General features: G+C 63.3%; 24 protein-coding genes. 10 read left to right on the top strand and 14 right to left on the bottom strand.

Annotated elements, in window-relative coordinates; genetic code table 11:
• The first annotated feature begins 340 nt into the window (after positions 1-340).
• Positions 341-2,812: a TonB-dependent receptor gene (locus tag ACRECS_RS20330; RefSeq protein ID WP_431584771.1), complete on the top strand. Its 2,472-nt coding sequence runs from the start codon at positions 341-343 to the stop codon at positions 2,810-2,812.
• Between the two features lie 217 nt (positions 2,813-3,029).
• Here the strand turns inward: ACRECS_RS20330 and ACRECS_RS20325 are convergent, their stop codons facing one another.
• From ACRECS_RS20325 to ACRECS_RS20315, 3 genes are read right to left on the bottom strand one after another with little or no spacing between them, the layout of a single operon-like run.
• A complete protein-coding gene (locus ACRECS_RS20325; protein ID WP_431584770.1) occupies positions 3,030-3,413 on the bottom strand; it encodes a YdbL family protein in 384 nt (127 codons plus the stop codon).
• Positions 3,413-3,616, bottom strand: a complete 204-nt coding sequence (locus ACRECS_RS20320; RefSeq protein WP_431584769.1) for a YnbE family lipoprotein — start codon at positions 3,614-3,616, stop codon at positions 3,413-3,415. Before ACRECS_RS20320 ends, ACRECS_RS20325 begins: the two co-directional genes overlap by 1 nt.
• Positions 3,613-6,819 (bottom strand): YdbH domain-containing protein, encoded by a 3,207-nt coding sequence (locus ACRECS_RS20315; RefSeq protein ID WP_431584768.1) that lies wholly within the window; start codon positions 6,817-6,819, stop codon positions 3,613-3,615. Before ACRECS_RS20315 ends, ACRECS_RS20320 begins: the two co-directional genes overlap by 4 nt.
• Positions 6,820-6,922: 103 nt before the next feature.
• On the opposite strand from ACRECS_RS20315, the gene radC reads away from it, so the two are divergent.
• Positions 6,923-7,618 carry a RadC family protein gene (radC, locus tag ACRECS_RS20310; RefSeq protein WP_431584776.1) on the top strand — a complete coding sequence of 232 codons (696 nt, stop codon included), beginning with the start codon at positions 6,923-6,925 and terminating at the stop codon, positions 7,616-7,618.
• Between the two features lie 78 nt (positions 7,619-7,696).
• Here the strand turns inward: radC and ACRECS_RS20305 are convergent, their stop codons facing one another.
• Positions 7,697-8,314 (bottom strand): hypothetical protein, encoded by a 618-nt coding sequence (locus tag ACRECS_RS20305; protein WP_431584767.1) that lies wholly within the window; start codon positions 8,312-8,314, stop codon positions 7,697-7,699.
• A 144-nt stretch (positions 8,315-8,458) separates the two neighbouring features.
• Between ACRECS_RS20305 and purB the strand changes: the two genes are divergently transcribed.
• Together purB and ACRECS_RS20295 are read left to right on the top strand one after the other, a co-directional pair.
• Positions 8,459-9,760: an adenylosuccinate lyase gene (gene purB, locus ACRECS_RS20300; RefSeq protein ID WP_431584766.1), complete on the top strand. Its 1,302-nt coding sequence runs from the start codon at positions 8,459-8,461 to the stop codon at positions 9,758-9,760.
• Between the two features lie 29 nt (positions 9,761-9,789).
• Complete coding sequence (locus ACRECS_RS20295) at positions 9,790-10,677, top strand: peptidoglycan-binding domain-containing protein (protein ID WP_431584765.1); 888 nt, start codon at positions 9,790-9,792, stop codon at positions 10,675-10,677.
• Positions 10,678-10,960: 283 nt separating this feature from the next.
• On the opposite strand, the gene dnaJ is transcribed toward ACRECS_RS20295, so the two are convergent.
• Together dnaJ and dnaK are read right to left on the bottom strand one after the other, a co-directional pair.
• Positions 10,961-12,082 carry a molecular chaperone DnaJ gene (dnaJ, locus tag ACRECS_RS20290; protein WP_431584764.1) on the bottom strand — a complete coding sequence of 374 codons (1,122 nt, stop codon included), beginning with the start codon at positions 12,080-12,082 and terminating at the stop codon, positions 10,961-10,963.
• A gap of 67 nt (positions 12,083-12,149) precedes the next feature.
• Positions 12,150-14,060 (bottom strand): molecular chaperone DnaK, encoded by a 1,911-nt coding sequence (gene dnaK, locus ACRECS_RS20285; RefSeq protein ID WP_431584763.1) that lies wholly within the window; start codon positions 14,058-14,060, stop codon positions 12,150-12,152.
• Between the two features lie 161 nt (positions 14,061-14,221).
• On the opposite strand from dnaK, the gene ACRECS_RS20280 reads away from it, so the two are divergent.
• Complete coding sequence (locus ACRECS_RS20280) at positions 14,222-14,662, top strand: copper chaperone PCu(A)C (RefSeq protein ID WP_431584762.1); 441 nt, start codon at positions 14,222-14,224, stop codon at positions 14,660-14,662.
• A gap of 9 nt (positions 14,663-14,671) precedes the next feature.
• Here ACRECS_RS20280 and ACRECS_RS20275 read toward each other — a convergent pair whose 3' ends face one another.
• The gene (locus ACRECS_RS20275; RefSeq protein ID WP_431584775.1) at positions 14,672-15,139 is read right to left on the bottom strand and encodes an Lrp/AsnC family transcriptional regulator; all 468 of its coding nucleotides are present in this window, start codon (positions 15,137-15,139) and stop codon (positions 14,672-14,674) included.
• 120 nt (positions 15,140-15,259) lie between these two features.
• Here ACRECS_RS20275 and ACRECS_RS20270 point away from each other — a divergent pair, with 120 nt between their 5' ends.
• From ACRECS_RS20270 to ACRECS_RS20260, 3 genes are all read left to right on the top strand, one after another.
• Positions 15,260-16,327: a Leu/Phe/Val dehydrogenase gene (locus ACRECS_RS20270; RefSeq protein ID WP_431584761.1), complete on the top strand. Its 1,068-nt coding sequence runs from the start codon at positions 15,260-15,262 to the stop codon at positions 16,325-16,327.
• Complete coding sequence (locus tag ACRECS_RS20265; protein ID WP_431584760.1) at positions 16,320-16,583, top strand: hypothetical protein; 264 nt, start codon at positions 16,320-16,322, stop codon at positions 16,581-16,583. The genes ACRECS_RS20270 and ACRECS_RS20265 overlap by 8 nt, the downstream gene beginning before the upstream one ends.
• A gap of 63 nt (positions 16,584-16,646) precedes the next feature.
• Positions 16,647-17,153 (top strand): vgr related protein, encoded by a 507-nt coding sequence (locus ACRECS_RS20260; RefSeq protein ID WP_431584759.1) that lies wholly within the window; start codon positions 16,647-16,649, stop codon positions 17,151-17,153.
• A gap of 88 nt (positions 17,154-17,241) precedes the next feature.
• On the opposite strand, the gene ACRECS_RS20255 is transcribed toward ACRECS_RS20260, so the two are convergent.
• The 6 genes from ACRECS_RS20255 to ACRECS_RS20230 are packed head-to-tail and all read right to left on the bottom strand — an operon-like array spanning position 17,242 to position 21,260.
• Positions 17,242-17,583: a gamma-glutamylcyclotransferase family protein gene (locus ACRECS_RS20255; RefSeq protein WP_431584758.1), complete on the bottom strand. Its 342-nt coding sequence runs from the start codon at positions 17,581-17,583 to the stop codon at positions 17,242-17,244.
• A 47-nt stretch (positions 17,584-17,630) separates the two neighbouring features.
• Complete coding sequence (locus ACRECS_RS20250; RefSeq protein WP_431584774.1) at positions 17,631-18,854, bottom strand: threonine synthase; 1,224 nt, start codon at positions 18,852-18,854, stop codon at positions 17,631-17,633.
• A gap of 32 nt (positions 18,855-18,886) precedes the next feature.
• On the bottom strand, positions 18,887-19,060 hold the full coding sequence (locus ACRECS_RS20245) for a hypothetical protein (RefSeq protein WP_431584757.1): 174 nt from the start codon (positions 19,058-19,060) through the stop codon (positions 18,887-18,889).
• A 50-nt stretch (positions 19,061-19,110) separates the two neighbouring features.
• Positions 19,111-19,656 (bottom strand): nucleotide exchange factor GrpE, encoded by a 546-nt coding sequence (locus ACRECS_RS20240; protein ID WP_431584756.1) that lies wholly within the window; start codon positions 19,654-19,656, stop codon positions 19,111-19,113.
• 52 nt (positions 19,657-19,708) lie between these two features.
• On the bottom strand, positions 19,709-20,758 hold the full coding sequence (hrcA, locus tag ACRECS_RS20235; protein ID WP_431584773.1) for a heat-inducible transcriptional repressor HrcA: 1,050 nt from the start codon (positions 20,756-20,758) through the stop codon (positions 19,709-19,711).
• Between the two features lie 31 nt (positions 20,759-20,789).
• A complete protein-coding gene (locus ACRECS_RS20230) occupies positions 20,790-21,260 on the bottom strand; it encodes a DUF6438 domain-containing protein (RefSeq protein WP_431584755.1) in 471 nt (156 codons plus the stop codon).
• A gap of 96 nt (positions 21,261-21,356) precedes the next feature.
• Between ACRECS_RS20230 and rph the strand changes: the two genes are divergently transcribed.
• Positions 21,357-22,073, top strand: coding sequence for a ribonuclease PH (gene rph / locus ACRECS_RS20225; protein WP_431584754.1), 717 nt, complete (start codon positions 21,357-21,359; stop codon positions 22,071-22,073).
• A complete protein-coding gene (gene rdgB, locus ACRECS_RS20220) occupies positions 22,070-22,714 on the top strand; it encodes an RdgB/HAM1 family non-canonical purine NTP pyrophosphatase (protein WP_431584753.1) in 645 nt (214 codons plus the stop codon). Before rph ends, rdgB begins: the two co-directional genes overlap by 4 nt.
• On the opposite strand, the gene ACRECS_RS20215 is transcribed toward rdgB, so the two are convergent.
• A complete protein-coding gene (locus ACRECS_RS20215; protein ID WP_431584752.1) occupies positions 22,711-23,166 on the bottom strand; it encodes a hypothetical protein in 456 nt (151 codons plus the stop codon). The two genes, rdgB and ACRECS_RS20215, sit on opposite strands and share 4 nt — an antisense overlap.
• Between the last annotated feature and the right edge of the window lie 58 nt (positions 23,167-23,224).

Here is a 23,224-nt window from a genome sequence, read left to right as displayed (position 1 = left end):
GTGTAGTACAAAGCTATGTTCAGGATATCGTTAGGCTATCAGGAGGGATTTGGAATAGCGTCAAAGATTCAGAAAAAATAAATCTATGATTATAAATTACGAAATTACGGTAGAATCGGGTTACGTTGACAATTCTACTTAAGCCCTTGAAAGAGGGACTGCTTGAGAGGGGCCATGCCAGAGCGACCTCAGTCTTCCTTGCTCTCTCCTTATCTGTGTCATCAATCCTGACAATAACTGACCCCGAACCTTCATAAATCCGCAATCAAGCCGTTTTTTTACCTCGCTACAGGCCTGCCGGTCGCCGTTGTGCGGCGCAACATAATTGGCAGGGACGGCAATGATCTTTTTCGACAAACGAGTTTTCTGGCTGAGCGGCGCGGCAGTGATGGCACTGGCGACTGCCTCCCCTGCCCTGGCCAAGGACGAGGTCGCCGCCCCGGCAGCGGCCGTGCCGGACGACAGCGCCGCGACCCCGGCCGCGGATGCGCCCGTTGATGCCCCCGCGGAGGGAGATGACGATGCGATCATCGTCACCGCGCGCACCACGCGGTCGGTGACTCAAGTCGCCAGCACCGACATCCAGAAGATCCTGCCCGGCGTCAGCCCGCTCAAGGCGATCCAGACCCTGCCCGGCGTGACCTTCCTGACCGCCGATCCGTGGGGCAATAACGAGCAGAATATCTCGCTGTTCATCCACGGCTTCAATGCGCAGCAGCTTGGCTATACGCTCGACGGCGTGCCGCTCGGCGACCAGACCTATGGCAATTATAACGGCCTGTCGCCGCAGCGCGCGATCATCTCCGAGGATGTCGGTCGCGTCACGCTGGCCTCGGGCGCGGGCGATCTCGGCACTGCATCGACCAGCAATCTTGGCGGCACGATCGACACCTTCTCCAGCGACCCCAAGTCGGAAATGGGCGCGACGATCGCACAGACTTTGGGCAGCCATGACACGCAGCGCACCTATGTCCGGCTCGACAGCGGCACATTCGGCAATGGCAACAGCTTTTACATCTCGGGCCTGCGCCACAAGGCGAAGGCATGGGATTTCAACGGCAAGCAGGGCGGATACCAGGTCGACGGCAAGTTCGTTCATGACGATTCGACCGGCAAGCTGACGCTCTATGCCGCCTATTCGGACAAGATCGAGCCCAATGAGGATGCGACGGTTTACGCCGTCACGAGAGATGCAGGCGGCCAGATCCTCACCGACAATCGTGGCACCGCACCCTATGCACGCCCGTTCCTCTATCCCAACTTCAAAGACGCGCAGCCCTATTTCTCGCCCGTTACGTTCGACGACAAAAACCCCAATTATCGCAATTATTACAGCGATGCGCAGCGCACCGACTGGCTCGGCTATGCGAAGTATGATTGGAATATCAGCGACAAGGTGACCTTTTCCAACCAGCTCTATTATCATCACGACGACGGCGTCGGCGTGGTTGCCGGCCCGATCAAGGTTGCCGGCCTGCCGCAGCTTTTTTCCTATTATTTTCCCGGGACTGGCCTGCCGACGACACCGGAAAATCTCACGCGTCTGAGCAATTTGTTCGGCGGATCCGGCCTGGCGACCCGCACCACGGAATATCGCATCGACCGCGGCGGCCTGTTGTCGACCTTGCAGATCGAGCTGGGCAATCACCAGATCGAGATCGGCGGCTGGTACGAGCGTCAGAGCTCATCCGCCAAGCGCCGCTGGTACGCACTGGACGTCAATAATCCGTCCACGCCCTATCAGCGCCCGGCCGACACGCTGACCCCGCTGATCACGCAATATTGGAGCGAAGTGCGCGTCGATGAACTCCAGACGCATATCCAGGACAGCTGGAAGCCGATCCCGACGCTGACCATCCAGGCCGGGTTCAAGAGCACGTTCCAGCGCGCGCGGCAGACGATGAAGGTGCAGCCGATCCCGAAATCCTTCACCGGATCGACCGAACTGCCCAATGGCGAGATCAGCACCAGCACCTGGTTCCTGCCGCAGCTCGGCGTGCTGTGGGAGGCCAGCGACCATATCCAGCTGTTCGCCAACGCGCAGAAGAATATCCGCCAGTTCCAGACCAGCGCAGCCAGTGGCCTGTCGCCCTTCGCCCTGGGCAGCCAGAAGGCGTTTGACATCTTCCGCGACACGGCGAAGCCCGAGACCAGCTGGACCTACGAAGCCGGCATCCGCACGCAGCAATCGTTCGGCAACGGGCTCAGCTTCGACGGCCAGATCAGCTATTATCATGTCGATTTCAGCAACCGGCTGCTTTCGGTCAGCCCGACCCCGGTGATCACCTCGATCGTCAGCGGTTCGCCGCTGATCAACAATGTCGGCGGCGTGAAGACCGACGGCGTGGATATCGCCGGCACGCTGCGCGTCGGATCGCACTTCTCGCTCTACAATGCGCTGTCCTACAATATGTCCAAATATCAGGACGATTATGTCAGCGGCACCGCGACGGTGCCAACCGCGGGCAAGAAGGTGCCCGGGTCGCCGGACTGGGTCTACAAATTCATCGCCAGCGCGAATTACAGCATTTTCGACCTGCAGCTGGTCGGCGACTATCTCGGCAAGCGCTATGCGACCTATACCAACGACCTGTCGGTCCCGAGCTATTTCACGCTCTCGGGCCGGCTGGGCGCGGCGATACCGCTTGGCGACGGTGCGTTCGTGAAGGAGCTGAACGTCAGCCTCAACGTGACCAACATCACCGACAAGAAGGCCGCATCGACGCTGAGCATCGGTGCCGCATCGGGGACCTACAACGCTTTCCCGCTCGCGCCGCGCCAATGGTTCGGGACGATCAGCGCGAAGTTCTAGAGCGGAATAGAGTTGATTGAGTTCACCCGAAACCGTTCGGGCTGAGCCTGTCGAAGCCCTTGTGCCACATGCGACACGCCGCCTGTGGCACCCTGCCCTTCGACAGGCTCAGGGCGACCGGAAGGGAGGAGGCCGGACTCGGAATTTACACCAATCGACGCAAAAGGAGCCGCGATGCGAATCGCGGCCCCTTCCTTATTGCTCGGCTGACGGCGCGTTACGGGCAGCGCGGGTCGCGTTCCGGCGGCGCGGCCGTGCGTGTCTTCCAGCTGCCGTCGGGCGCCATATATTTCTCGCCCGGCTTGGTATTGCTGATCAGGTTGCAGCCAAAGGTCAGGCCCTGGTCGATCACCGTCACATTCGCGGCGGCGGCCTTTTGGGTATAGGTCGCCTTGCGCTGGATGTTGATGTTGGAGACCATCGCGCGCAGCTGCGGGGTTCCCGCACCCACCACGCCGAGATAGCCGTCAGGCTGTTCGCCGATCTGTCCGGCATCGCGCGCGGCCTGATAGGCGGGGTCACGCTGTTGTGCCAGCGCCACGCCCGAAACGGTGGCGAGCACCAAGCCCGCCGCAATCATCATCTTGTCCATCGTCTTCATCAGAAAATTCCCGGATTGGCCTGGATGGTCGTTTTCGCCTCACCATCGAGACGGTAGACGACCTCCTGTTTCACGTTGATGTTGAGGTTGATCACGATCGGCTTGTCGGGCGCGCTGACATTCACGCACCCCGCCAGACCAGACAGTGCCATCACCCCAAGGGTCATCGTTCTACTTCGTTTCCAGATCACTGCATCTGTCATGGCACGGTCCTGCTTTCTTGAGGCTGAATGGCCCCCGGCTGTTTAGGGGGCTGTATCGGTGGCGTTACTTGAGGCGGGGTGGCACGCTTCTTCTGTTCCTCGATCAACGCCGGCAGGTTCCGCTCGATCAGCCGTTTCGGATCGTAGAAGGATTGGGCCGAATCGATCAACTGCCGAAACGGCGCGGTGATGCGGACGTTGAACACGAACGGCAGTTTCTGCAGCCGGTCGAACAGGAAATTGCGTTTCGCCCCCTCGCCCTGACCGACGCCGGCAAAGCGCACCTCAGTGATCATCTCGCCGGCGAGCGGCCCGTTCATGATCACCTCAAGATTGCGGTAGCGCAGAGATTTCAGCGCCTGGAAGGCGAGATTGCCCCAGAAACCGACATCTTCTTGCGTCACTTCGCCGAGATAGGCGACGGTCCCGCCCCCGGCGCGCATGGTCAGATGCCCATTCTCGATCCGCCCGCCGGCCTGATCGAAGATCATCGGCAGGCTGCCGTCGAACGTGCCGGTCGCGTTGAGATTGTCGAAATCGAATTGCTGCAGGAACTCGCCCGCATCCATACCGGTGACGCGGAAGGTCATGCGGCGCTGCTGCGCCTCGGTGAAGTCGAGCAGAGTCGGCTCAAGCACCAATTGCCCGCCGGCCAGCGGCCAGTCGCCGCTCTCCACCTGCACGCGCGTGCCGGCCAGCGTGCGGAACACGATGCGCCCCTCATTGACCGGGATGCCCGGGTTGATCGTCTTGATCGTGACGACCTGGCCCGGCGCGCTTTCGAGGTTGAGCAGATCCGTGAAGTGGATTTCGCCGGCAATGCCGGTGACCGGACCGAAGGCAGCGGCGAGATCGACATTGGCGGTGCGGAACACGCCGTCGCTGGTCACCGCATCGGCGTTCCAGCGGATCTGGCCAGTGCCGGTCACCGTGCCCGCGACATTGGCGATCACGCCAAAAGTCAGCCGGGTCAGCTCGTCGGGCTGAAACTTGTCGTTGAAATTCAGGTCGGTGACGGTGAGATCGGCCTTGCCGGCGCCGTCCGACAAGTCATGCGCGATTGCGACGGTCGCAACCTGCACGCCCTTTTCGGGGTGCACCAGCGTTCCCGTTGCGGCGATCTTGCTGTCGACCAGCGTCAGAGCGACGTCGCGCGCGGCAAGCGGCTTGAAGCGCGGATCCGGATCAGCATCGGCGACGCTCATCGCGCCGTGCAGGCCAAGCCGTCCACCCTCAAGCGTCCAGTTGCCCGCTGCCGCCGACATCAACAGCGGCACCTTGCCGATCTGGCCCGCACCACCCGCAAAGCTGCCCTTGACGATATTGCCGTCGAGCCGCCCATCGAGCGTCGCGAAGTCAAGCCGGGTCAACCGCTCCTCAGTGCCGAGCCGCACCGCCAGATCGGTCAGGCCGAACCCGGTATCGCCGAGCGTGATGCGCGAGCCGGCCGCCGCCAGCGTCACCGGCGTACTGCCGAGATTGCCGGCGAGACGCGGCGCGGCGATCATCGCGCCGCCACCGAGCCGGCCGTGATCGACCCGCACCAGGGCGCCGCCAACCGGGCAGAGTGTGAGGCTCGCCGGGCGCAGCACCAGGCCGGAGACCGCCAGCCGCTGGAATGACAAGGGTGCGCAGACGGGATTGAGCAACAGCCGCGCGCCGCCATTCCATGCGCCGTCGAGCGCGACGCTCAATCCATCCACCCGCCCGTCACCGAGCGGCCCTGACAGCGTCGCCCGGGTCGAGAAGCGCGTATTGCCGCCCGGCGTCGCGCTGAACCGAACCGGGGTCAGCGCGAGGCTGGCGCCGTTCGCCGCATAAGGCTGGCGCAGCGTGGCAATGCCGGTAACCGGCTTGCCCGGCGCCGATTGCGCCAGCGTGGCCGACAGGGTCGGGAAACCGCCACCGCCGATATCGAGCTGTCCGGCGATGCGCATGCCGCCAATGGGCCAGCCATAGGAGAGGCCCGCATTGTCGAGCGCGGCTTTCAGGCCGGACGGCGACGACAGGGCGATTTTCGAAACATCGACCCGGCCCGAATTTCCTTCGATTACCGCCACGACATCACTGCGCATGCTGAAGCCATTGCCGGCCGTGATCGCCGCTTTGGACAATTGCGCCATGATGGGCCCGACCGGCGTTCCCTGCCCGGCGGTCGCCAACCGACCGACTGGCGCCAGATAGGATTTGGCCAGCGCCATGGTCCCGGCGCTGATCGTACCGGTGAAACCGCTCTGCCTGGCGATCCGATAATCCCCGGCGATGGCCAGTGACGATCCGCTTGCCGCTGCGTTGCCGAACCGGTTCGCGGCGAGATCAACTCGCCCCTTCGTGTCGGTGACGGTGCCGGCAAAGCCGATCGTGCCGCTGACCGCCGCCAGTTGTGCCTGAGGGTGCCGTACCGTCGCGACCGCCAGCCGCGCCGTGCCGGTCCAGCGGTCGAGCGCCTCGCTCAGCGCGACAATGAGATCGCTGCCCAGCCCGGCAATACGCGCGTCGCCGCACGTGATCGCCGCGGCGCGGACTGGTCCGGTCAATGACGGCTTTGCATCGGCGATTCTAATCTTCAGCGCCGCTGCCGGCTTGTCGGCGATACATCCGCCGGCGTCGAGCCGGTCGGACACCGCCGCCAGAGAGCCGGCAAAGCCGTCATCGAGCCGCCCGCGCCCGCTGAGCTTCAACCCGATCACGCCGTGCGGCGTTTCCAGCCGCATGCGGCCATCGGCGATATCGAGGCCGATCGCGGGAAGCGCGAAGGGCCTGCCGCTCGGCGCCGGCAGCAGCCGGTCAAGCGCGCCCAGCGACAGTTTGCCGTCGACCAGTTTGCCGCGCAGCCGCACATGCCCCGCCCGCACGCTGTCGACCGAGGCACCGGAAAAGCCGAAATTGGTACGGAGTTCGACCCAGTCGGCCACCAGATCGGGGTGAGCCGGATCGCCGAGGACGACATTGGTCAACCGCTGCCGGTCGAAGCCGAGATCGGCGATCGCGTAGCGCGCCGGCACATGATTTTCGGCCAGAAAGCTGTCGACATAATTGGAGGCGATCGTCTTGCGCTGCGTCCAGAGCGCGATCAGCGCGCCGAGCAGGACCAATGCGATGACCGCGATGATCCGCGCGCCACGCCCGAGCCTGGGAAGTGCACGGCGGCGGCGCCGGCGTTCCGGTATGGCGTCTGGCAGGTCAATTGGGTCAGCCGTCACGCCGTTCGATACTCCTGGATGGCGTCACGTCTGGGCCTAGAATAGACGCTTGGCCGGTTCGCGCAATTGCACAGCCGTCGGCAATGGGTAATTCATGGCACAGATGAGCGTTCCCGATCCCGATAAGACACCCGATGCGGCCGGCCACCGCGCGCGGCTGCGCAAGCGGCTCAACGAACATGGCGGCGACGGGCTGCTCGATCATGAGCTGATCGAATATCTGCTCGCGCTCGCCATACCGCGCCGCGACACCAAGCCGCTGGCCAAGACATTGCTGGCGGAATTCGGTGGCATTGGCGGGGTACTTGCGGCCGAACCAACCTCGCTCGCGCGCATTTCCGGCATGGGCGAAACCGCCATCGCCGCGATCAAGATCGCCAATGCGGCCGCGCTGCGCATGCTCCAGGCCGAGGTCAAACAACGCCCGCTGCTGGGCAACTGGCAGGCGCTGCTCGATTATCTCCATGCCGATATGGCGCATCATTCGATTGAGCGCGTGCGGGTGCTGCACCTCAACACCCGTAATATGCTGATCCGCGACGAGCTGATGAGCCAGGGGTCAATCGATGAAGCGGCAGTCTATGTCCGGGAGGTGATCCGCCGCGCGATCGAGCTCGGCTCAGCGGCGATCATCCTGGTCCACAACCATCCGAGCGGCGACCCGACCCCGAGCCGCGCCGATATCGACCTGACCCGCAACATCGTCGAGGCGAGCAAGCGGATGGGCATCGCGGTGCATGACCATATCATCATGGGCACCAGCGGACATTCGAGCCTGAGAGCGCTGGGATTGATGTGATATCCCAAGACTCAGAACGGCCGCCGCATCCTGAGACACGGCGGCCGCCCCGGAGGGACTATGCCCTGGCGCGGGCGGTTAGCCCTGCGACAGGAAGCCCGTCAACTCGGTCTTCGATACCGACTTGCTCTTGTCGGCATCGGCGGTGGCGAAAGCCTGGCCGATCCATTTCTTGACCTCGGCACTATCCGACTTGGTCGCCGGATCGCTGGCAGTCTTCAGCGCGACCATCCAAGAGGCGAATTCGGTTTCGCTCAGATTGCCATTCGAATCCTTGTCATAAGACGGGAATTCGGTGTTCACGACCTGCGCAACCTGTTCCGCCCTGCTGGTGGCGGGTGCTGGTTGCTGCGCGACCGCCTGATCAGCTGGCGCTGCAGCGGGATCCGCCGGCGTGGTCTGCGCTACGGCAGAATCTTGCGCCGCCGGCGCACCGGTTGCGGCCCGATCGGTTGCTGCCATCGTGTCGGGCGCAGTCTGGCTTTCGGCCGGGGCCGGGTTGGTAGCAGTCTGCGTCGTCGGCTGCGAAGTCGTCGTCGCAGGCGTTGCAGGATCACTCGAAACCGGCTTATCTTGAGCCAGAGCAGGAACAGTAATAGTCATTGCACCGGCAAGAAGAATATATTTCAACATGATTTCTCTCCGAGTAAATAGTATCAAAATGCTCGATGGTGTTATAACTACCCTCCAGAGCATTCATGGGTATCAACCACCCACTACCCAGATAGTTCATATTTTCGTGATTTGAAGCGTCGGCTCGTCCCTGCTAACGCGCAGCTCATCGCGAGTCCGTTCGCGATTCACGATGAACAGAAACTCCGATTCTCAGGAACCGTTGCAATGGTGCCACGCTATTCCCGCCCCGACATGGTCGCTCTCTGGACGCCGGAGGCCCGATTCCGCATCTGGTTCGAGATCGAGGCGCATGCCACCGACGCACTCGCCGAGCTCGGCGTGGTGCCGAAAGAAGCCGCCGCCGCGATCTGGGCCAAGGGCGCGTTCGAGGTCGACCGCATCGACGAGATCGAGCGCGAGACCAAGCATGACGTGATCGCGTTCCTGACCAATGTCGCCGAGCATGTCGGCCCCGAAGCGCGCTTCATGCACCAGGGCATGACCAGCTCGGACGTACTCGACACCTGCCTCGCGGTACAGCTCGCCCGTGCATCGGACATTCTCATTGCCGATCTCGACGCGCTGCTGGCGGTGCTGAAGCGCCGCGCGGTCGAACACAAGCTGACTCCGACGATCGGCCGCAGCCACGGTATCCATGCCGAGCCGGTGACCTTCGGACTGAAGCTGGCCCAGGCCTATGCCGAGTTCGATCGCAACCGTGCGCGCCTCGTCGCGGCGCGCGCCGATATCGCGACCTGCGCGATTTCCGGCGCGGTCGGCACCTTTGCCAACATCGACCCGTTCGTCGAAGCCCATGTCGCGGAGAAGATGGGACTGAGCATCGAACCCGTGTCAACTCAGGTCATCCCGCGCGATCGCCATGCGATGTTCTTCGCCACGCTCGGCGTGATCGCCTCGTCGATCGAACGGCTCGCAACCGAGATCCGTCATTTGCAGCGCACCGAAGTGCTGGAGGCGGAAGAATATTTCTCACCCGGCCAGAAGGGCTCGTCGGCCATGCCGCACAAGCGCAACCCGGTGCTGACCGAGAATCTCACTGGCCTGGCGCGCATGGTGCGTGGCTTTGTCACGCCGGCGCTGGAGAATGTCGCGCTGTGGCATGAGCGCGACATCAGCCATTCCTCGGTTGAGCGCTATATCGGCCCCGATGCGACGATCACACTCGACTTCGCACTCGCACGCCTGACCGGCGTCATGGACAAGCTGGTGGTCTATCCCGCGCGGATGGAGAAGAACCTCAACAAGATGGGCGGGCTGGTCCATTCGCAACGCGTGCTGCTGGCGCTGACTCAGGCCGGGGTCAGCCGCGAGGACGCCTATCGCTTGGTTCAGCGCAATGCGATGCGGGTGTGGGAATCGGACGGCACGCTGTCGCTGCAAGAGCTGCTCAAGGCCGATCCCGAGGTCACCGCCGCCCTGTCGGTCGCCGAAATCGACGACAAGTTCGACCTTGGCTATCATCTGAAGCATGTCGACACGATCTTCGCGCGAGTGTTCGGCGACTGAGGAGGATCCTTCGCACCGGATAGCGATTGATGTACGCGTTGGTGCATCAATCATTCGGGGCGAATGACGGCATGGCGACGATCGATGCTTCGGTGGGACTCGGCGGCTTCAACGACGAAGCCGACGTCACCAAAGTCCAACATCTGCTCAACGCCTGCATTCCCGCGCTCGGTCTGGCCAAGCTGGTCGAGGACGGCGATTGCGGTCCCGGTACGATCATCGCCATCCAGGCCTATCAGTCGAAGGTCCTTGGCGCGACATTGCCCGATGGCCGGATCGATCCGGGCGGCCGGACCTGGATCGCGCTGGCGGCGGGACAATGTCCGAAGCCGGCCAAACCCAACGCCAAGGGCGCCCCGCTCAGCGGTGCGGCATGGTGGGACGCCAACCAGGCAAAATATCCCAACAGCAGCAAACTCGCCGATCTCGCGTCGCCGTTTCGCGAGAAGGTGATCGCCTTCACCAATGCACTAAAGGCGGGCGGTGCAGGGATCAGCGTGGGATCGACGCTGCGCAGTCCGGTGCGCGCCAAGCTGATGCTCTATGCCTGGGAAGTCGCCAGTGGCGAGCGCGCGCCAGACGCGGTGCCGGCGATCCCCGGTTGTACGATCAACTGGGACCATGGCGATCTCGCCAAATCGAAAAAAGCCGCGCGCGAGATGGTCAGCAAATTCGGCATCGTCCGCAAGCCCTCGACCGGCACGTCGCTGCACACCCTGGGCCGGGCGATCGACATGACGATCAGCTGGACCGGGACAATTGTGGTGAAGGACGCCACCGGCGGCAGGCAGTCGCTCGGTGCGCCGCGCAGCGGGGAGAACAACACTGCGCTTCACGCAATCGGCGCGACATACGGCGTGATCAAATTCGCTTATCTCCCAGCTGATCCGCCACACTGGTCCGATAATGGCCATTAAGCCGGACGCGAAAACCGTATCCCCAGCGTAACGATTGCATTTTCTGCACTCGCGACTGTGCGCAACAATGTTGCACTGCAGCATAATAATTGTATTTCGGCCGTACCGGACTTAACCGGTATTCGGAGACGACCCATGCGTAGTTTGGAAGCCGTGGTCAGCAGCATGCTGGCAGTTGCGGCCCAGGCGCTGGTGGTCGGGTTGGTCATTACGACCTTCTGATCCATCAGCCGGACCGCCCCTTCTTGCAGGAGGGGCGGACACGGCCGGAATCTTCATCGCATTATCCCGCGACTGCCTTCTTCATCTTGTTGAAGAAACCGGTGGCCTGCGGATGTTCTTTCCCCGTTTCGGTCGCGCGGAACTGTTCGAGCAATTCGCGCTGGCGTGACGTCAGGCTGGTCGGCGTTTCGACCTCGATCCGAATCACCAGATCGCCGCGGCCCCGCCCCTGCAGCACCGGCATGCCGGCGCCGCGTTGGCGCAGTTCGCGTCCCGACTGGGTGCCGGCCGGAATCTTGATGCTGTGCAGGTCGCCATCGGGTCCGGGGATATGAATCTCACCACCCAGCGACGCGGTGGTGAAGCTGATCGGGGCGCGCGCGAACAGCGTCGTTCCCTCGCGTTCGAAGATCGAGTGTCGCGCGACATGCAGGAAGATGTAGAGATCCCCAGCCGGCGCACCACGCGCCCCGGCTTCGCCTTCGCCAGTCAGGCGCACGCGTGTGCCCTCATCGACGCCGGGTGGAATGTTGACGGTCAGCGTCTTGGTCTTCTCGACCCGGCCTTCGCCATGACAGGCATTGCACGGATCGCTGATCACCTGGCCCTGGCCATGGCAGCTCGGGCAGGCACGCTCGACCACGAAGAAGCCCTGCTGCGCACGCACCTTGCCGGCGCCGCCGCAGGTCGAGCAATTCCTCGCGCTGGTCCCGGGCTTCGCGCCCGACCCCGAACAGGTGTCGCAAGCGGCCGAGACATCGACCGTCACGTCAGTCGACTTGCCCTGGAACGCCTCTTCGAGCGTGATCTCCATGTCGTAGCGCAGGTCGGCGCCGCGCCGCGGGCCGCGCTGGCCGCCACGCTGGCCGCCGCCCATGAATTCGCCGAAGATATTTTCGAAGATATCGCTGAACGCGTTAAAGTCCTGGCCTGCACCGCCACCGCCCTGGCCATTACGGAATGCCGCGTGGCCGAACCGGTCATAGGCCGCGCGCTTCTGCGGATCCTTGAGGCATTCATACGCCTCGCTGATCGCCTTGAAGCGGCCTTCGGAATCCTTGCACCCGGAATTCTTGTCGGGGTGATATTTCATGGCGAGCTTGCGATACGACGATTTGATCGTCGCATCGTCGGCGCCGCGCTCGATCTCGAGCAGTTCGTAGAAATCGACTTCGGTGGTCATATTGGGCCCCCGCCCTCCCCGTCATCCCGGATCGATCCGACATGACGGGGGGTACGCATCTACTGAGTTACGCTTTTTGGCTATCGTCGACTTCCGAGAACTCGGCGTCGACCACATCTTCGGCGGGTGCCGCTTCGGCGTCCGCTTCAGCCGCCGGCGATGCTTCCGACGCAGCCTGCTTCTCGTAGATCGTCTGGCCGAGCTTCATCGCGACCTGCGCCAGCGCGTTGGTCTTTTCCTTCATCGCCTCGGGATCGCCGCCTTCAACCGCAGTCTTGGCTTCGGCAATCGCCGCTTCGATCTCGCTCTTCAGCGCCGCGTCAACCTTGTCGCCATGTTCGGCAATCTGGCGCTCGGTCGTGTGGATCAGGCTGTCGGCATTGTTCTTCGCCTCGGCCGCCTCACGGCGCTTCTTGTCGTCCTCGGCGAACTGCTCCGCGTCGCGCACCATCTGGTCGATGTCGCGGTCGCTGAGGCCACCCGAAGCCTGGATGCGGATCTGCTGCTCCTTGCCGGTGCCCTTGTCGCGCGCCGACACATTGACGATGCCGTTGGCGTCGATGTCGAAGGTGACCTCGATCTGCGGCACGCCGCGCGGTGCCGGCGGAATGCCGACCAGGTCGAACTGGCCGAGCATCTTGTTGTCCGCCGCCATTTCGCGCTCGCCCTGGAACACGCGGATCGTCACCGCCTGCTGATTGTCGTCGGCGGTCGAATAGGTCTGGCTCTTCTTGGTCGGGATCGTCGTGTTGCGGTCGATCATGCGGGTGAACACGCCACCCAGCGTCTCGATGCCCAGCGACAGCGGCGTCACGTCGAGCAACAGCACGTCCTTGACGTCGCCCTGCAGCACGCCGGCCTGAATCGCGGCACCCATCGCCACGACTTCATCCGGGTTGACGCCCGAATGCGGTTCCTTGCCGAAGAAGTCCTTCACCACCTGGCGCACCTTGGGCATGCGCGTCATGCCACCGACCAGCACGACCTCGTCGATCTGGTTCGACTTCACGCCGGCATCGGCCAGCGCCTTGCGGCACGGCTCCAGGGTACGCTGGATCAAATCCTCGACTAGCCGCTCGAGATCGGCGCGCGTAATCGTCTTGACGAGATGCTTCGGCCCGTTCTGATCCGCGGTGATGAAGGGCAGATTGACTTCGGTCGTCGCTGCCGAAGACAGCTCGATCTTGGCCTTCTCGGCGCCTTCCTTGAGCCGCTGCAGCGCCAGCTTGTCCTTGGTCAGGTCAATGCCCTCGGCCTTTTTGAAATCATCGGCCAGGAAGCGCAGCAGCTTGTCGTCGAAATCCTCGCCGCCCAGGAAGGTGTCGCCATTGGTCGCCTTCACCTCGAACACGCCGTCGCCGATTTCGAGGATCGAGATGTCGAACGTGCCGCCGCCAAGGTCATAGACCGCGATCGTCTTGTTGCTGTCCTTGTCGAGACCATAGGCAAGTGCGGCCGCCGTCGGCTCGTTAATGATACGCAGCACTTCGAGGCCGGCGATCTGGCCGGCGTCCTTGGTCGCCTGGCGCTGCGCGTCGTTGAAATAGGCAGGAACGGTGATGACCGCCTGGGTCACCGTCTCGCCGAGATAGGCCTCGGCGGTTTCCTTCATCTTCTGCAAGGTGAAGGCGCTGATCTGCGACGGCGAATAATCCTTGCCGCCGGCCTGCACCCACGCATCGCCATTCGCGCCCTTGACGATGGTGTAGGGCACCAGCTCAGTGTCCTTCTTGGTCACCGGGTCGTCGAAGCGGCGGCCGATCAGGCGCTTTACCGCGAAGATGGTGTTTTCCGGATTCGTCACCGCCTGGCGCTTGGCCGGCTGGCCGACCAGTCGCTCGCCATCCTTGGCGAACGCGACGATCGACGGCGTGGTGCGCGCGCCTTCCGCATTTTCGATCACCTTGGGCTTGCCGCCTTCCATCACGGAAACGCAGCTGTTGGTCGTGCCCAGATCGATACCGATTACTTTAGCCATTTGGTCCTCTGACCCCCGTCGTTCTAAAAAAATGCCTTCCGACCGCATCCCGATGTTCGAGACACGATACGTTACAGAAGGCGATATAGGGGGGCTTTCGCTTGCCGCAAGATTTTCGCTTGCGTAGTTGGGACCCAGCTTTCCCGAACTGAGAGACTGTGATGCGTCTTGCGATCCTGCTTTCTGCCGCCGCGCTGGTGCTCAGCGCTTGCTCCGCCCCTGCGGAAATCGAGGCGCGCGACGGCTATGTGCGCCTCGCCGCAGTGAAGGGGCGCCCGGCCGCTGCCTATTTCACCCTCCATGGCGGCGCCGCGGATGCGACGCTGATGAGTGTTGATTCGACCGTCGCGATCAAGTCGGAGATGCACGAATCAATGAAGGCTGGCGCTGGTATGACGATGAAGCCGATCCAGGACCTGCCGTTACCGGCGCAGGGCACGCTGGCATTCACGCCCGGCGGCAAGCATGTCATGCTGTTCGACGTCAATCCAGGGATCAAGCCCGGTTCCGTGGTGCCGCTGACCTTTACGTTCACCAGCGGTCAGCGGGTCAGTTACAAGGCAAGGGCGATTGGCGCCGGGGATCCCGCACCCGAATTCTGAGCGACGACATCACCGCAGCGGCAATTCCGTCGTCGATTTGATTTCCGACAGGGCGACCATGGAATTGATTTCCTGGACCCCGGGCACCTGCGACAGCTTGTCGAAGAAGAAGCGCTCATAAGCCTCGATATCCCGGGCGACGATGCGCAGCATGAAATCGACGCTGCCCATCATGACGAAACAATCGAGCACTTCCGGAAAGCTCTGAATGGCTTCGGAAAATTCGGCGAGATTGGATCGACCATGGGCGCTGAGTTTGACCTGCGCGAAAATCTGCGCATTGAGGCCGACCTTGCGGCGATCAAGCAGACTCACCTGTGCCTTGATATAGCCTGCCTCCTTCAGCTTGTTGATTCGGCGCCAGCATGGCGGCTGCGAGAGACCAACCATGTCGGCGATCTCGCTGGTCGATCGCGAGGAATCGGCTTGCAGGATCTCAAGAATCTTCAGATCGAACTCATCCAGGCTTTCAAGCATCATTTATTCTCCGATATGATTTTCTATATTATTTCTATACCAGAATAGCACCAATTGAACCGAATTACGTAATTTTTATCAGCCTCCCCCATGGTAATTATCGACCGGAAGGAGAGGCAAATGATCGCCCAAGCCCTGCGTCCGGCCGATTTCGAGGAATGCCTGCACGTCATCGACGACAAGGCCAGTGGCGTTCAGGGGGTTATCGCGATTCACTCCACGGCCCGCGGCCCTGCCGCCGGAGGATGCCGGTTCTGGCATTATGAGACACTGGCGGCGATGCATCGCGACGCCGTCCGGCTGGCGCGCGGCATGAGCTACAAGAATGCCCTGGCCGACCTCCCCTTTGGCGGGGGCAAGGCGGTGCTGCGCCGCACTGCCGGCTCGTTCGACCGCGCGACGGTGTTTCGCGTCTTCGCGGACGCCGTGGCGGCATTGGAGGGCGCTTATATCACGGCCGAGGATGTCGGCACGGGGATCGCCGACATGCAGGCTGTCCGCGAGCGCACGCGCTATGTGGCCGGGCTGGAACCCCGCCCCGGCAAGGCGGGCGGTGACCCGTCGCCCTGGACCGCACTGGGGATTTTCGAATCGATGAAGGCGACCGTGCGTTTTGCGCTAGGATCCGATCTCAGGGGATTGACTGTCGCGGTCCAGGGCACCGGCAATGTCGGCATGCATTTGTGCCGGTTGCTTGCGGATGCAGGCGCAAAGCTGATCGTTGCGGATGTCGATCGGCACCGCGTGGAGCAGGTCGCCCAGGCCCTAGGTGCACGCGCCGTGGGCGTGGAGGACATCATCGGGGTTGAGGCAGATATCTTCGCACCCTGCGCGCTTGGCGGTGTCCTCGATGCGACCAGCATCCCGCAACTCCGCGCCCGAATCATCTGCGGCGGGGCCAACAACCAGCTGACGACCGAAAGCGACGGGCAGATGCTGCTTGACCGCGGCATCACCTATGCTCCCGATTATGTCGTCAATGCCGGCGGCATCATCAATGTCGCCGCCGAATATCTGGACGAGACGCCGGGGCAGGTACACGAACGCGTGCGCAAGATCCCCGATCGCCTCCAGCTCATTCTGGCACGCGCGGCGGCGGAGGGCCGACCGACCAACATCGTGGCCGACAGCCTTGCCCGGCAGATCATCGCCGATGCGCGGCCGGTCTCGGTACCGATCAATGCATGACCTGACGGTCGCCGAGTTCCGGATTCGCGCTTTGGCCGATGTTCAGACGCTGTTGCGGCTGGTCAACAGCTTTGCCCAGCGCGGGCTGACTCCGTCGGACCTGACGGCGCGGGTTGATGGCGCGTGGCTGGACATCTCGATCAGCCAGCCGGGTCTCGACCATGCGAGCGCCGCGTTGATCGCGGAGAAGATGCGCGCGACGCACCAAGTGAGCGCCGTGGAGATTCTCGCATCGCGGGAGAGTGCGTGCCGATGAGCCGGAATACCGTACCGCGCGGCACCTCTATCGCCGGGTCGTCATTCGCCCCATTTAAGAAGCATGCATGACGACACGATCACAGCGCAGGGAACCGGCCGGCCGCTGACAGCGGGCGAAGTCGCGCTTGCCCGGTCGATGTATCATGACAGCATCGACCTGAGCGGGATCGAGATACGGCGCCGCAAATGGTTCTTCCTTCAGCCGCGCAACACGGTGATGGCACCGAGCGGCCATGTTCATTTCCACCCGCACAGCGATCTGTGGCGTGAGGATTTCAGCACCGAGGATGCCGAACTGCGCGGCCTGTTCCTGCATGAACTCTGCCATGTCTGGCAGACCCAGCGCGGCTTGTTCCTTCCCCTGAAGCGCCACCCCTTCTGCCGCTATGATTATGCCATCCGGCCGGGCCTGCCATTCCACCGCTACGGCATCGAACAACAGGCCGAGATCGTGCGTCATGCGTTTCTGCTGCGCTGCGGCCGCACTGTGACGGGTGCACCGGATCTGGCGCAATATGAGACGATCCTGCCTTTTGGCAGGAGGAACGGCGCAGGTGCAGCGACATAATAGAGGCCGCTTCTCGCCCGGTAACGGTGGTCAGGATTCGATGTTTTCCAGAGCCAGCAGAAGCGCAGCAGTGGATGAACTGCAGAAGCTAAACGCGCGAGTCCGCGTCGATATAGATCCACGCGTCCAGAATGCCTTCAGCCGTCTCGACTCGCACCTGAGTGCGCCGATACTCGCTTCCCTCAAACGCATCGAGCTGCTCCCAATGTGTCGGCAAATCAGGTGACACGAAAAGGTGAACCCCGATGTCAGCACCGTCGTTCGCCAGTACCAGGGCCAGATATCCAAGGGCTGCGCCCCAGCCCTTCTGCACCAGATAACCTTTGACTGTCCCGGCCCGCCAATCTCCTTCGAGATGAGAAAGCTGGTGGTGATTGGGCCTGCCCGGTGCAAGCGTCCCATAGGTTGCGAGGTGATGATCGACGTTCATATCGAATGCCCGGCGGCGACGTCATTCTCCATCAGAAAACGACCATCCTAGAGGCTCGCCAAGTCGATCTCGCCATGCCGGTCCAGCGTCTTCGACGCATCGGCCATCGGGTATTTCAATCCCGTCGCGCAATTGAACAACACGGCGGTCTCATCCTCATCGACCAGGCCAAGCCGCAGCGCCTCGCGATAGGCGGCGAGCGTCGCACCGCCCTCGGGACACATCAGCAGGCCGTCCTTCAACGCCGCATCCTCAACTGCCTGCAAGATCGCCGGATCACCGACCGCCATCGCCCGGCCGCCGCTTTCGCGTACCGCGCGCAGGATCAGGAAGTCGCCCACCGCCCTCGGCACGCGAATGCCCGCCGCGACGGTATGGGCATCCTCCCAGCGCTCGGCATGTTCCTCGCCGGCCTCGTAAGCGCGCACGATGGGAGCGCACCCCGACGACTGGATCGCGAACATCTTGGGCCGCTCGGCGCCGATCCAGCCCAGTGCTTCCATCTCGGCAAACGCTTTCCACATACCGATCAGCCCGGTTCCGCCGCCGGTCGGGTAGAAGATCGCCTGCGGCAGTTTCCAGCCGAACTGCGCGGCCAGTTCCAGCCCCATGGTCTTCTTGCCCTCGATCCGATACGGCTCCTTCAGAGTCGAGAAATCGAACCACAGGCCTTCCGCTGCCCCCTTGCCGACGATCGCGCCGCAATCGTCGATCAGCCCGTTGACGCGGTAAACGCGCGCGCCCTGGGCGGCGATCTCGCGGACGTTGATCTCGGGCGTATCATCGGGGCAAAAGACGATCGTCTCGATCCCGCAACGCGTCGCATAGGCAGCCAGCGCCGCGCCGGCATTGCCGTTGGTCGGCATTGCGATCTTCCTGACGCCAAGCGCCTTGGCCATCGCCACCGCCATGACCAGCCCGCGCGCCTTAAACGATCCCGTCGGCAGCCGTCCTTCATCCTTGACCAGCACGTTCGGGCCGCCAGACTTCGGAATCGGCACCAGCGGCGTCTCGATCTCACCCAGGCTGACGATATCCTGGGTTCGCCGCACCGGCAGCAGCTCGCGCCACCGCCACAGATCGGTGGGCCGCGCCGTGATCATCGCGCGCGGCGCGACGGCGCGAATCGACGCGAGGTCATAGCGCACCAGCAAGGGACGCCCCGCCTGCGACAGGCCGTGAAGCTGGTCCGCCTCATAGCGCTCGCCGGTCAGCGAGCATTCGAGATGCGTGACGAAGGTCGGGCGATCGGTGGTGAGGTTCGGGTTGATCGGCACGCGGCCCTCCTGACGTTAAATCGGTTCTAGCGCACCATCGCATTCAGCCAAGCCGCGAAAAACATCAGGCCGTATACGACAACCGCCAGCACCGGCAGAGCAAATGCATAGGAGAGCGCTGCCACGCGGAGACTGCGGGAATAGCCCGGCAGGAACAGAAACCAGACGAAGATGATCGGCCAGGCGATCAGCCCCAGCATGAACAGCGCGTTGACCGCACGAGGTTCTCTGGCTGAGGCTTCCCCCTGGCTCACCCGGCCTTCGCGACCCCAACCAGCGCCGGGCGCAGCAGCCGGTCCTTGATCATATAGCCCGCCTGCATTTCCTGCACGACTGTGCCCGGCTTCTCGTCGCTCGGTACTTCGAACATCGCCTGATGGCGATTGGGGTCGAGCGTCTCGCCCAGCACGGTCATCCTGGTGATGCCGTGGCGCTGGAACACCGATTCCAGTTCGCGACCGGTTGCCTCAAGACCTGCGACCAGGCCCTTCATCTTCTCGTCGTCGCGCAGTTCGGCCGGGATCGCGTCGAGCCCGCGCGACAGATTGTCGGCCACCGACAGCAGGTCGCGCGCGAACGCCGTCGCGGCATAGGCGCGGGCGTCGGCCGCTTCCTTCTCGGCGCGGCGGCGGACATTCTGCGCCTCGGCATGGGCATACAGCAGGCCGGACTTGGCCTCGGCCAGTTCGGCCTCCAGCCTGGCTAGGCGGTCCTCGGCAATCGGGTCCGATGCAGCCGGGGCGATATCCACCGTGTCGATCGTTTCGGTTGCTTCGGTCTTTTCGTCTTCGATCATGTCTTCGCTTCAGTCCTGTTGGAATTTTTGGCCGATTCTGGCCTTCAACTCATCAGCCGCGCCCCATTAATCGTGCCAGGGTCGCGGCGGTAAAATCAACCATTGGCACAACCCGCGCATAGTTCAACCTTGTCGGGCCAATGACTCCGACAACGCCGACGACACGCCCGTCGAGCCCACGAAACGGTTTGGCGATGACTGAGGATCCCGACAGCGAGAACAGCTTGTTCTCCGCCCCGATAAAGATCCGCGTGGCATCCCCTGCGCTTGCGCTGTCGAGCAGATGGGCGATCTCCTGCTTGCCTTCAAGGTCGTCGAGCAGCGTACCGATGCGTTCCAGGTCGGCGGCAGCGGCCGCGTCGATCAGCCGCCCCTGACCGCGCACGATCAACACCGGGCGGCGATCGCCATCCTCGCTCCACACTGCGAGGCCGCGCTCGATCAGGGTGCGCGCGACGCTGTCGAGCAAAGCGCGCTCCTCGCCAATCTCACGCTCGATCCGCGCCCGCGCCTGGGTCAGGGTCATCCCCGACAGCATCGCGGTCATGTAATTGCCCGCCTCGACCAGGGCGGATGGCGACACGCCCGTCGGCAGGTCGACCACGCGATTCTCCACCGCGCCATCCTCGCTGACCAGCACCGCGAGAGCCTTGTCTGACGACAGTGGCACGAAGCTCATCTGGCGCAGTACCAGTTCGCGCTTCGGCACCATCACCAGCCCGGCACAGGCCGACAACCCCGACAGCGCGGCAGTGGTCGCGGCGAGTGCCTCCTCGACCGGGCCGACCTGCGACACGCGCGATTCGATCGCCGCGCGCTCCTCGGCCGAGGGCTCAAGCGCGTGCATCATGCCATCGACGAACAGGCGCAGCCCGATCTCGGTCGGCATCCGCCCGGCACTGGTATGCGGCGCGGCAAGCAGGCCAAGCTCTTCCAGATCCTGCATCACGTTGCGGATCGACGCGGGCGACAGGTTCAGGCCCGACAGTTGCGCAATGGTGCGCGACCCGATCGGGCTGCCGGTGTCGAGATAGCTCTCCACTACCACGCGAAACACATCGCGGGCGCGGTCGTTGAGATCGCTGATCGGTGGGGCGGACATGCCTGTCATATGGGGCGGCGCCACACGTGGCTCAACGTTTGCCGATGAAGTCGGCGATCGGCAGCAGCGACGGCGCCGTCGTCAGCGCATCGGCCATCGCCGGACCCGATGCCGGGCGGCAACCATAATAATAGGACAGTTCATCCGTCCGGACGTCTTCCCAGCGCACATTTACGCTTGGCATGTCGGTCACCGTGTCGTTGCACTCGGGCCGACCAGGCGTGATGTCCCGTTTACCCTGGGGGCGATAAGGCGAAAGCGTCCCCGCAAAGGCCGTGAACTGGCGCGGCGTGACCGAAAATTTCCGATCCCCCCCGATCGCGGTGTGCCGGATGCCGGTGAAAATGCCGGCGCCGTCCGATCCGACAGTGACGCGATAGACCGGACAAACACCATAACAGGGCGCCGTTTCATAAGTGATCGTCTGCAACGTCGCCGACTGCCGCTGCGGTGTGGCGCATCCGGCAATCAGGAGCGCCCCTACTACAATGGTCATACGCATCGGCACCACTCGCCTCGTTCTAAACTGCGCACGACACTGGCGCGTTCGAAGCGACCCGTCTAGGTGCGTGCCGACCCGTTTTTCTGGAGAATGATTATGCGCCCATCCGGCCGCACCCCCGATCAGATGCGCACGATCACGATCGAACCGCGCTTCACCCGCCATGCCGAGGGATCGGTGCTGATCGGTTTCGGCGACACCAAGGTGCTGGTGACAGCCTCAGTCGAGGAGCGGCTGCCGCCATGGATGCGCGGCAAGGGCGAAGGCTGGGTAACGGCGGAATATGGCATGCTGCCGCGTGCCACACATACCCGCGGGAGCCGCGAGGCGGCCAAGGGCAAGCAATCGGGCCGCACCCAGGAAATCCAGCGCCTGATCGGGCGTAGCTTGCGCGCGGTAACCGACCTGAAGCTGCTCGGCGAGCGCCAGATCACGCTCGACTGTGACGTGATCCAGGCCGATGGCGGCACGCGCACCGCGTCGATCTCCGGCGCGTGGGTTGCGCTGCGCCTCGCAATCGACGGCTTGATGGCCGAAGGCAAGCTGACCGCCGATCCGTTGACCCAGAAGGTTGCGGCGGTCTCATGCGGCATCTATCAGGGCACGCCGGTACTCGATCTCGATTATGACGAGGATTCGACGGCCGACGCCGATGCCAATTTCGTGCTACTCGAAAACGGCAATATCGCCGAGGCGCAGGCCACCGCCGAGGGCGCGACCTATGACGAGGAAGCCTTGTTGCGTCTGCTGCGTTTGGCACGCATCGGCTGCGCGGACATCTTCGCGGCACAGGCAAAGGCGGTCGCGAAATGAGTGGAGAAGGCAGCGGGTCCCAGGCGATCCGCAAGCTCGCCCCCGGCAAGCTGATCATCGCCAGCCATAATGAAGGCAAGGTGCGCGAGATTCGCGACCTGCTCGGACCGTACGGCATCGAACCGATCTCCGCTGCTGAACTCGACCTGCCCGAACCCGAGGAGACCGGCACGACCTTCGTCGCCAATGCCGAGTTGAAGGCACTGCAGGCGGCCGACCTGTCCGGCTTTCCCGCGCTTGCCGATGACAGCGGATTGTGTGTCGATGCGCTGAATGGCGAGCCCGGCATTTTCTCTGCCCGTTGGGCGGGGGAATCGCGCGATTTCGGCGTGGCGATGGCATTGGTCAACGACCGGCTCGACGCGCTCGAACCGGAAACCGGTCCTGCGGAAATCAGCCGGGACGCGCATTTCGTCTGTGCCCTCGCGCTCGCCTGGCCCGACGGTCATGTCGAATGGTTCGAAGGCCGCGTCGAAGGGACGCTCGTCTGGCCACCGCGCGGCGCAAATGGCTTCGGCTATGACGCGATGTTCCTGCCCGATGGCGGCAGCGAGACTTTTGGTGAAATGGACGAGAACGCCAAGCACGCGATCAGCCACCGCGCCGATGCGTTCCGACAACTGGTGACCGCGGTCCTCTAAGCTACGCGCCGATACGCGACGCGCCACATCGCCAGGCCGATCGCCGCCGAGAAGCCGGCAAGGATGAAGCTGGTGGCGATCGCGCTGAGGATGCGGAACATCAGTGTGCGCGCATCGGACACGGGCATGTCGAACAACCCAAAGCCATAGGTCTGTCCGCCGAGGAACAGCGCGAATCCGGCAACCGCGCCGACGATGGCGGCGGCCATCGGGCCGCGCCTGCCGAGCGCATGGCAAACCATCCAGAGCGGCCCGCCGATCGCGACGATCGCCATTGCCGAGATCGTCGCCCCGACAACGAATCCCACGACCAGCGATAATGACGACCATGACCCGCCGAGCAGAACGAGCGGGACCGCGAACAGGCCTCCCATCAGCCCTCCGGTCCCAAGCGCCAGTCCCGCGCGATCAAGTGTGGTATCGTAACGACGCAGCGCAACCTGCTCGATCAAGTCCGTTCTCCCCGCGAAACGACCTTATCACCGTGCGGCGCGGCGCCCAAGCCCGGCC

Origin of the sequence: Sphingomonas sp., assembly GCF_050725575.1 — a bacterium.
GTDB lineage: Bacteria > Pseudomonadota > Alphaproteobacteria > Sphingomonadales > Sphingomonadaceae > Sphingomonas.
The sequence above is the reverse complement of the archived record's forward strand: the minus strand, read 5'-3'. Positions and strand labels throughout refer to the sequence as shown.

Coding starts and splice junctions, on each gene's coding strand:
- ACRECS_RS20265 (WP_431584760.1), top strand. CDS start 16,320: ATGCATGACCTGACGGTCGCCGAGTTCCGGATTCGCGCTTTGGCCGAT.
- rph (WP_431584754.1), top strand. CDS start 21,357: ATGCGCCCATCCGGCCGCACCCCCGATCAGATGCGCACGATCACGATC.
- ACRECS_RS20230 (WP_431584755.1), bottom strand. CDS start 21,260: ATGCGTATGACCATTGTAGTAGGGGCGCTCCTGATTGCCGGATGCGCC.
- ACRECS_RS20240 (WP_431584756.1), bottom strand. CDS start 19,656: ATGATCGAAGACGAAAAGACCGAAGCAACCGAAACGATCGACACGGTG.
- purB (WP_431584766.1), top strand. CDS start 8,459: ATGGTGCCACGCTATTCCCGCCCCGACATGGTCGCTCTCTGGACGCCG.
- hrcA (WP_431584773.1), bottom strand. CDS start 20,758: ATGTCCGCCCCACCGATCAGCGATCTCAACGACCGCGCCCGCGATGTG.
- ACRECS_RS20260 (WP_431584759.1), top strand. CDS start 16,647: ATGCATGACGACACGATCACAGCGCAGGGAACCGGCCGGCCGCTGACA.
- radC (WP_431584776.1), top strand. CDS start 6,923: ATGAGCGTTCCCGATCCCGATAAGACACCCGATGCGGCCGGCCACCGC.
- ACRECS_RS20275 (WP_431584775.1), bottom strand. CDS start 15,139: ATGCTTGAAAGCCTGGATGAGTTCGATCTGAAGATTCTTGAGATCCTG.
- ACRECS_RS20295 (WP_431584765.1), top strand. CDS start 9,790: ATGTACGCGTTGGTGCATCAATCATTCGGGGCGAATGACGGCATGGCG.
- ACRECS_RS20305 (WP_431584767.1), bottom strand. CDS start 8,314: ATGCTCTGGAGGGTAGTTATAACACCATCGAGCATTTTGATACTATTT.
- ACRECS_RS20255 (WP_431584758.1), bottom strand. CDS start 17,583: ATGAACGTCGATCATCACCTCGCAACCTATGGGACGCTTGCACCGGGC.
- ACRECS_RS20325 (WP_431584770.1), bottom strand. CDS start 3,413: ATGAAGACGATGGACAAGATGATGATTGCGGCGGGCTTGGTGCTCGCC.
- ACRECS_RS20245 (WP_431584757.1), bottom strand. CDS start 19,060: ATGCTGGGGCTGATCGCCTGGCCGATCATCTTCGTCTGGTTTCTGTTC.
- ACRECS_RS20270 (WP_431584761.1), top strand. CDS start 15,260: ATGATCGCCCAAGCCCTGCGTCCGGCCGATTTCGAGGAATGCCTGCAC.
- ACRECS_RS20280 (WP_431584762.1), top strand. CDS start 14,222: ATGCGTCTTGCGATCCTGCTTTCTGCCGCCGCGCTGGTGCTCAGCGCT.
- ACRECS_RS20320 (WP_431584769.1), bottom strand. CDS start 3,616: ATGACAGATGCAGTGATCTGGAAACGAAGTAGAACGATGACCCTTGGG.
- rdgB (WP_431584753.1), top strand. CDS start 22,070: ATGAGTGGAGAAGGCAGCGGGTCCCAGGCGATCCGCAAGCTCGCCCCC.
- dnaK (WP_431584763.1), bottom strand. CDS start 14,060: ATGGCTAAAGTAATCGGTATCGATCTGGGCACGACCAACAGCTGCGTT.
- ACRECS_RS20330 (WP_431584771.1), top strand. CDS start 341: ATGATCTTTTTCGACAAACGAGTTTTCTGGCTGAGCGGCGCGGCAGTG.
- dnaJ (WP_431584764.1), bottom strand. CDS start 12,082: ATGACCACCGAAGTCGATTTCTACGAACTGCTCGAGATCGAGCGCGGC.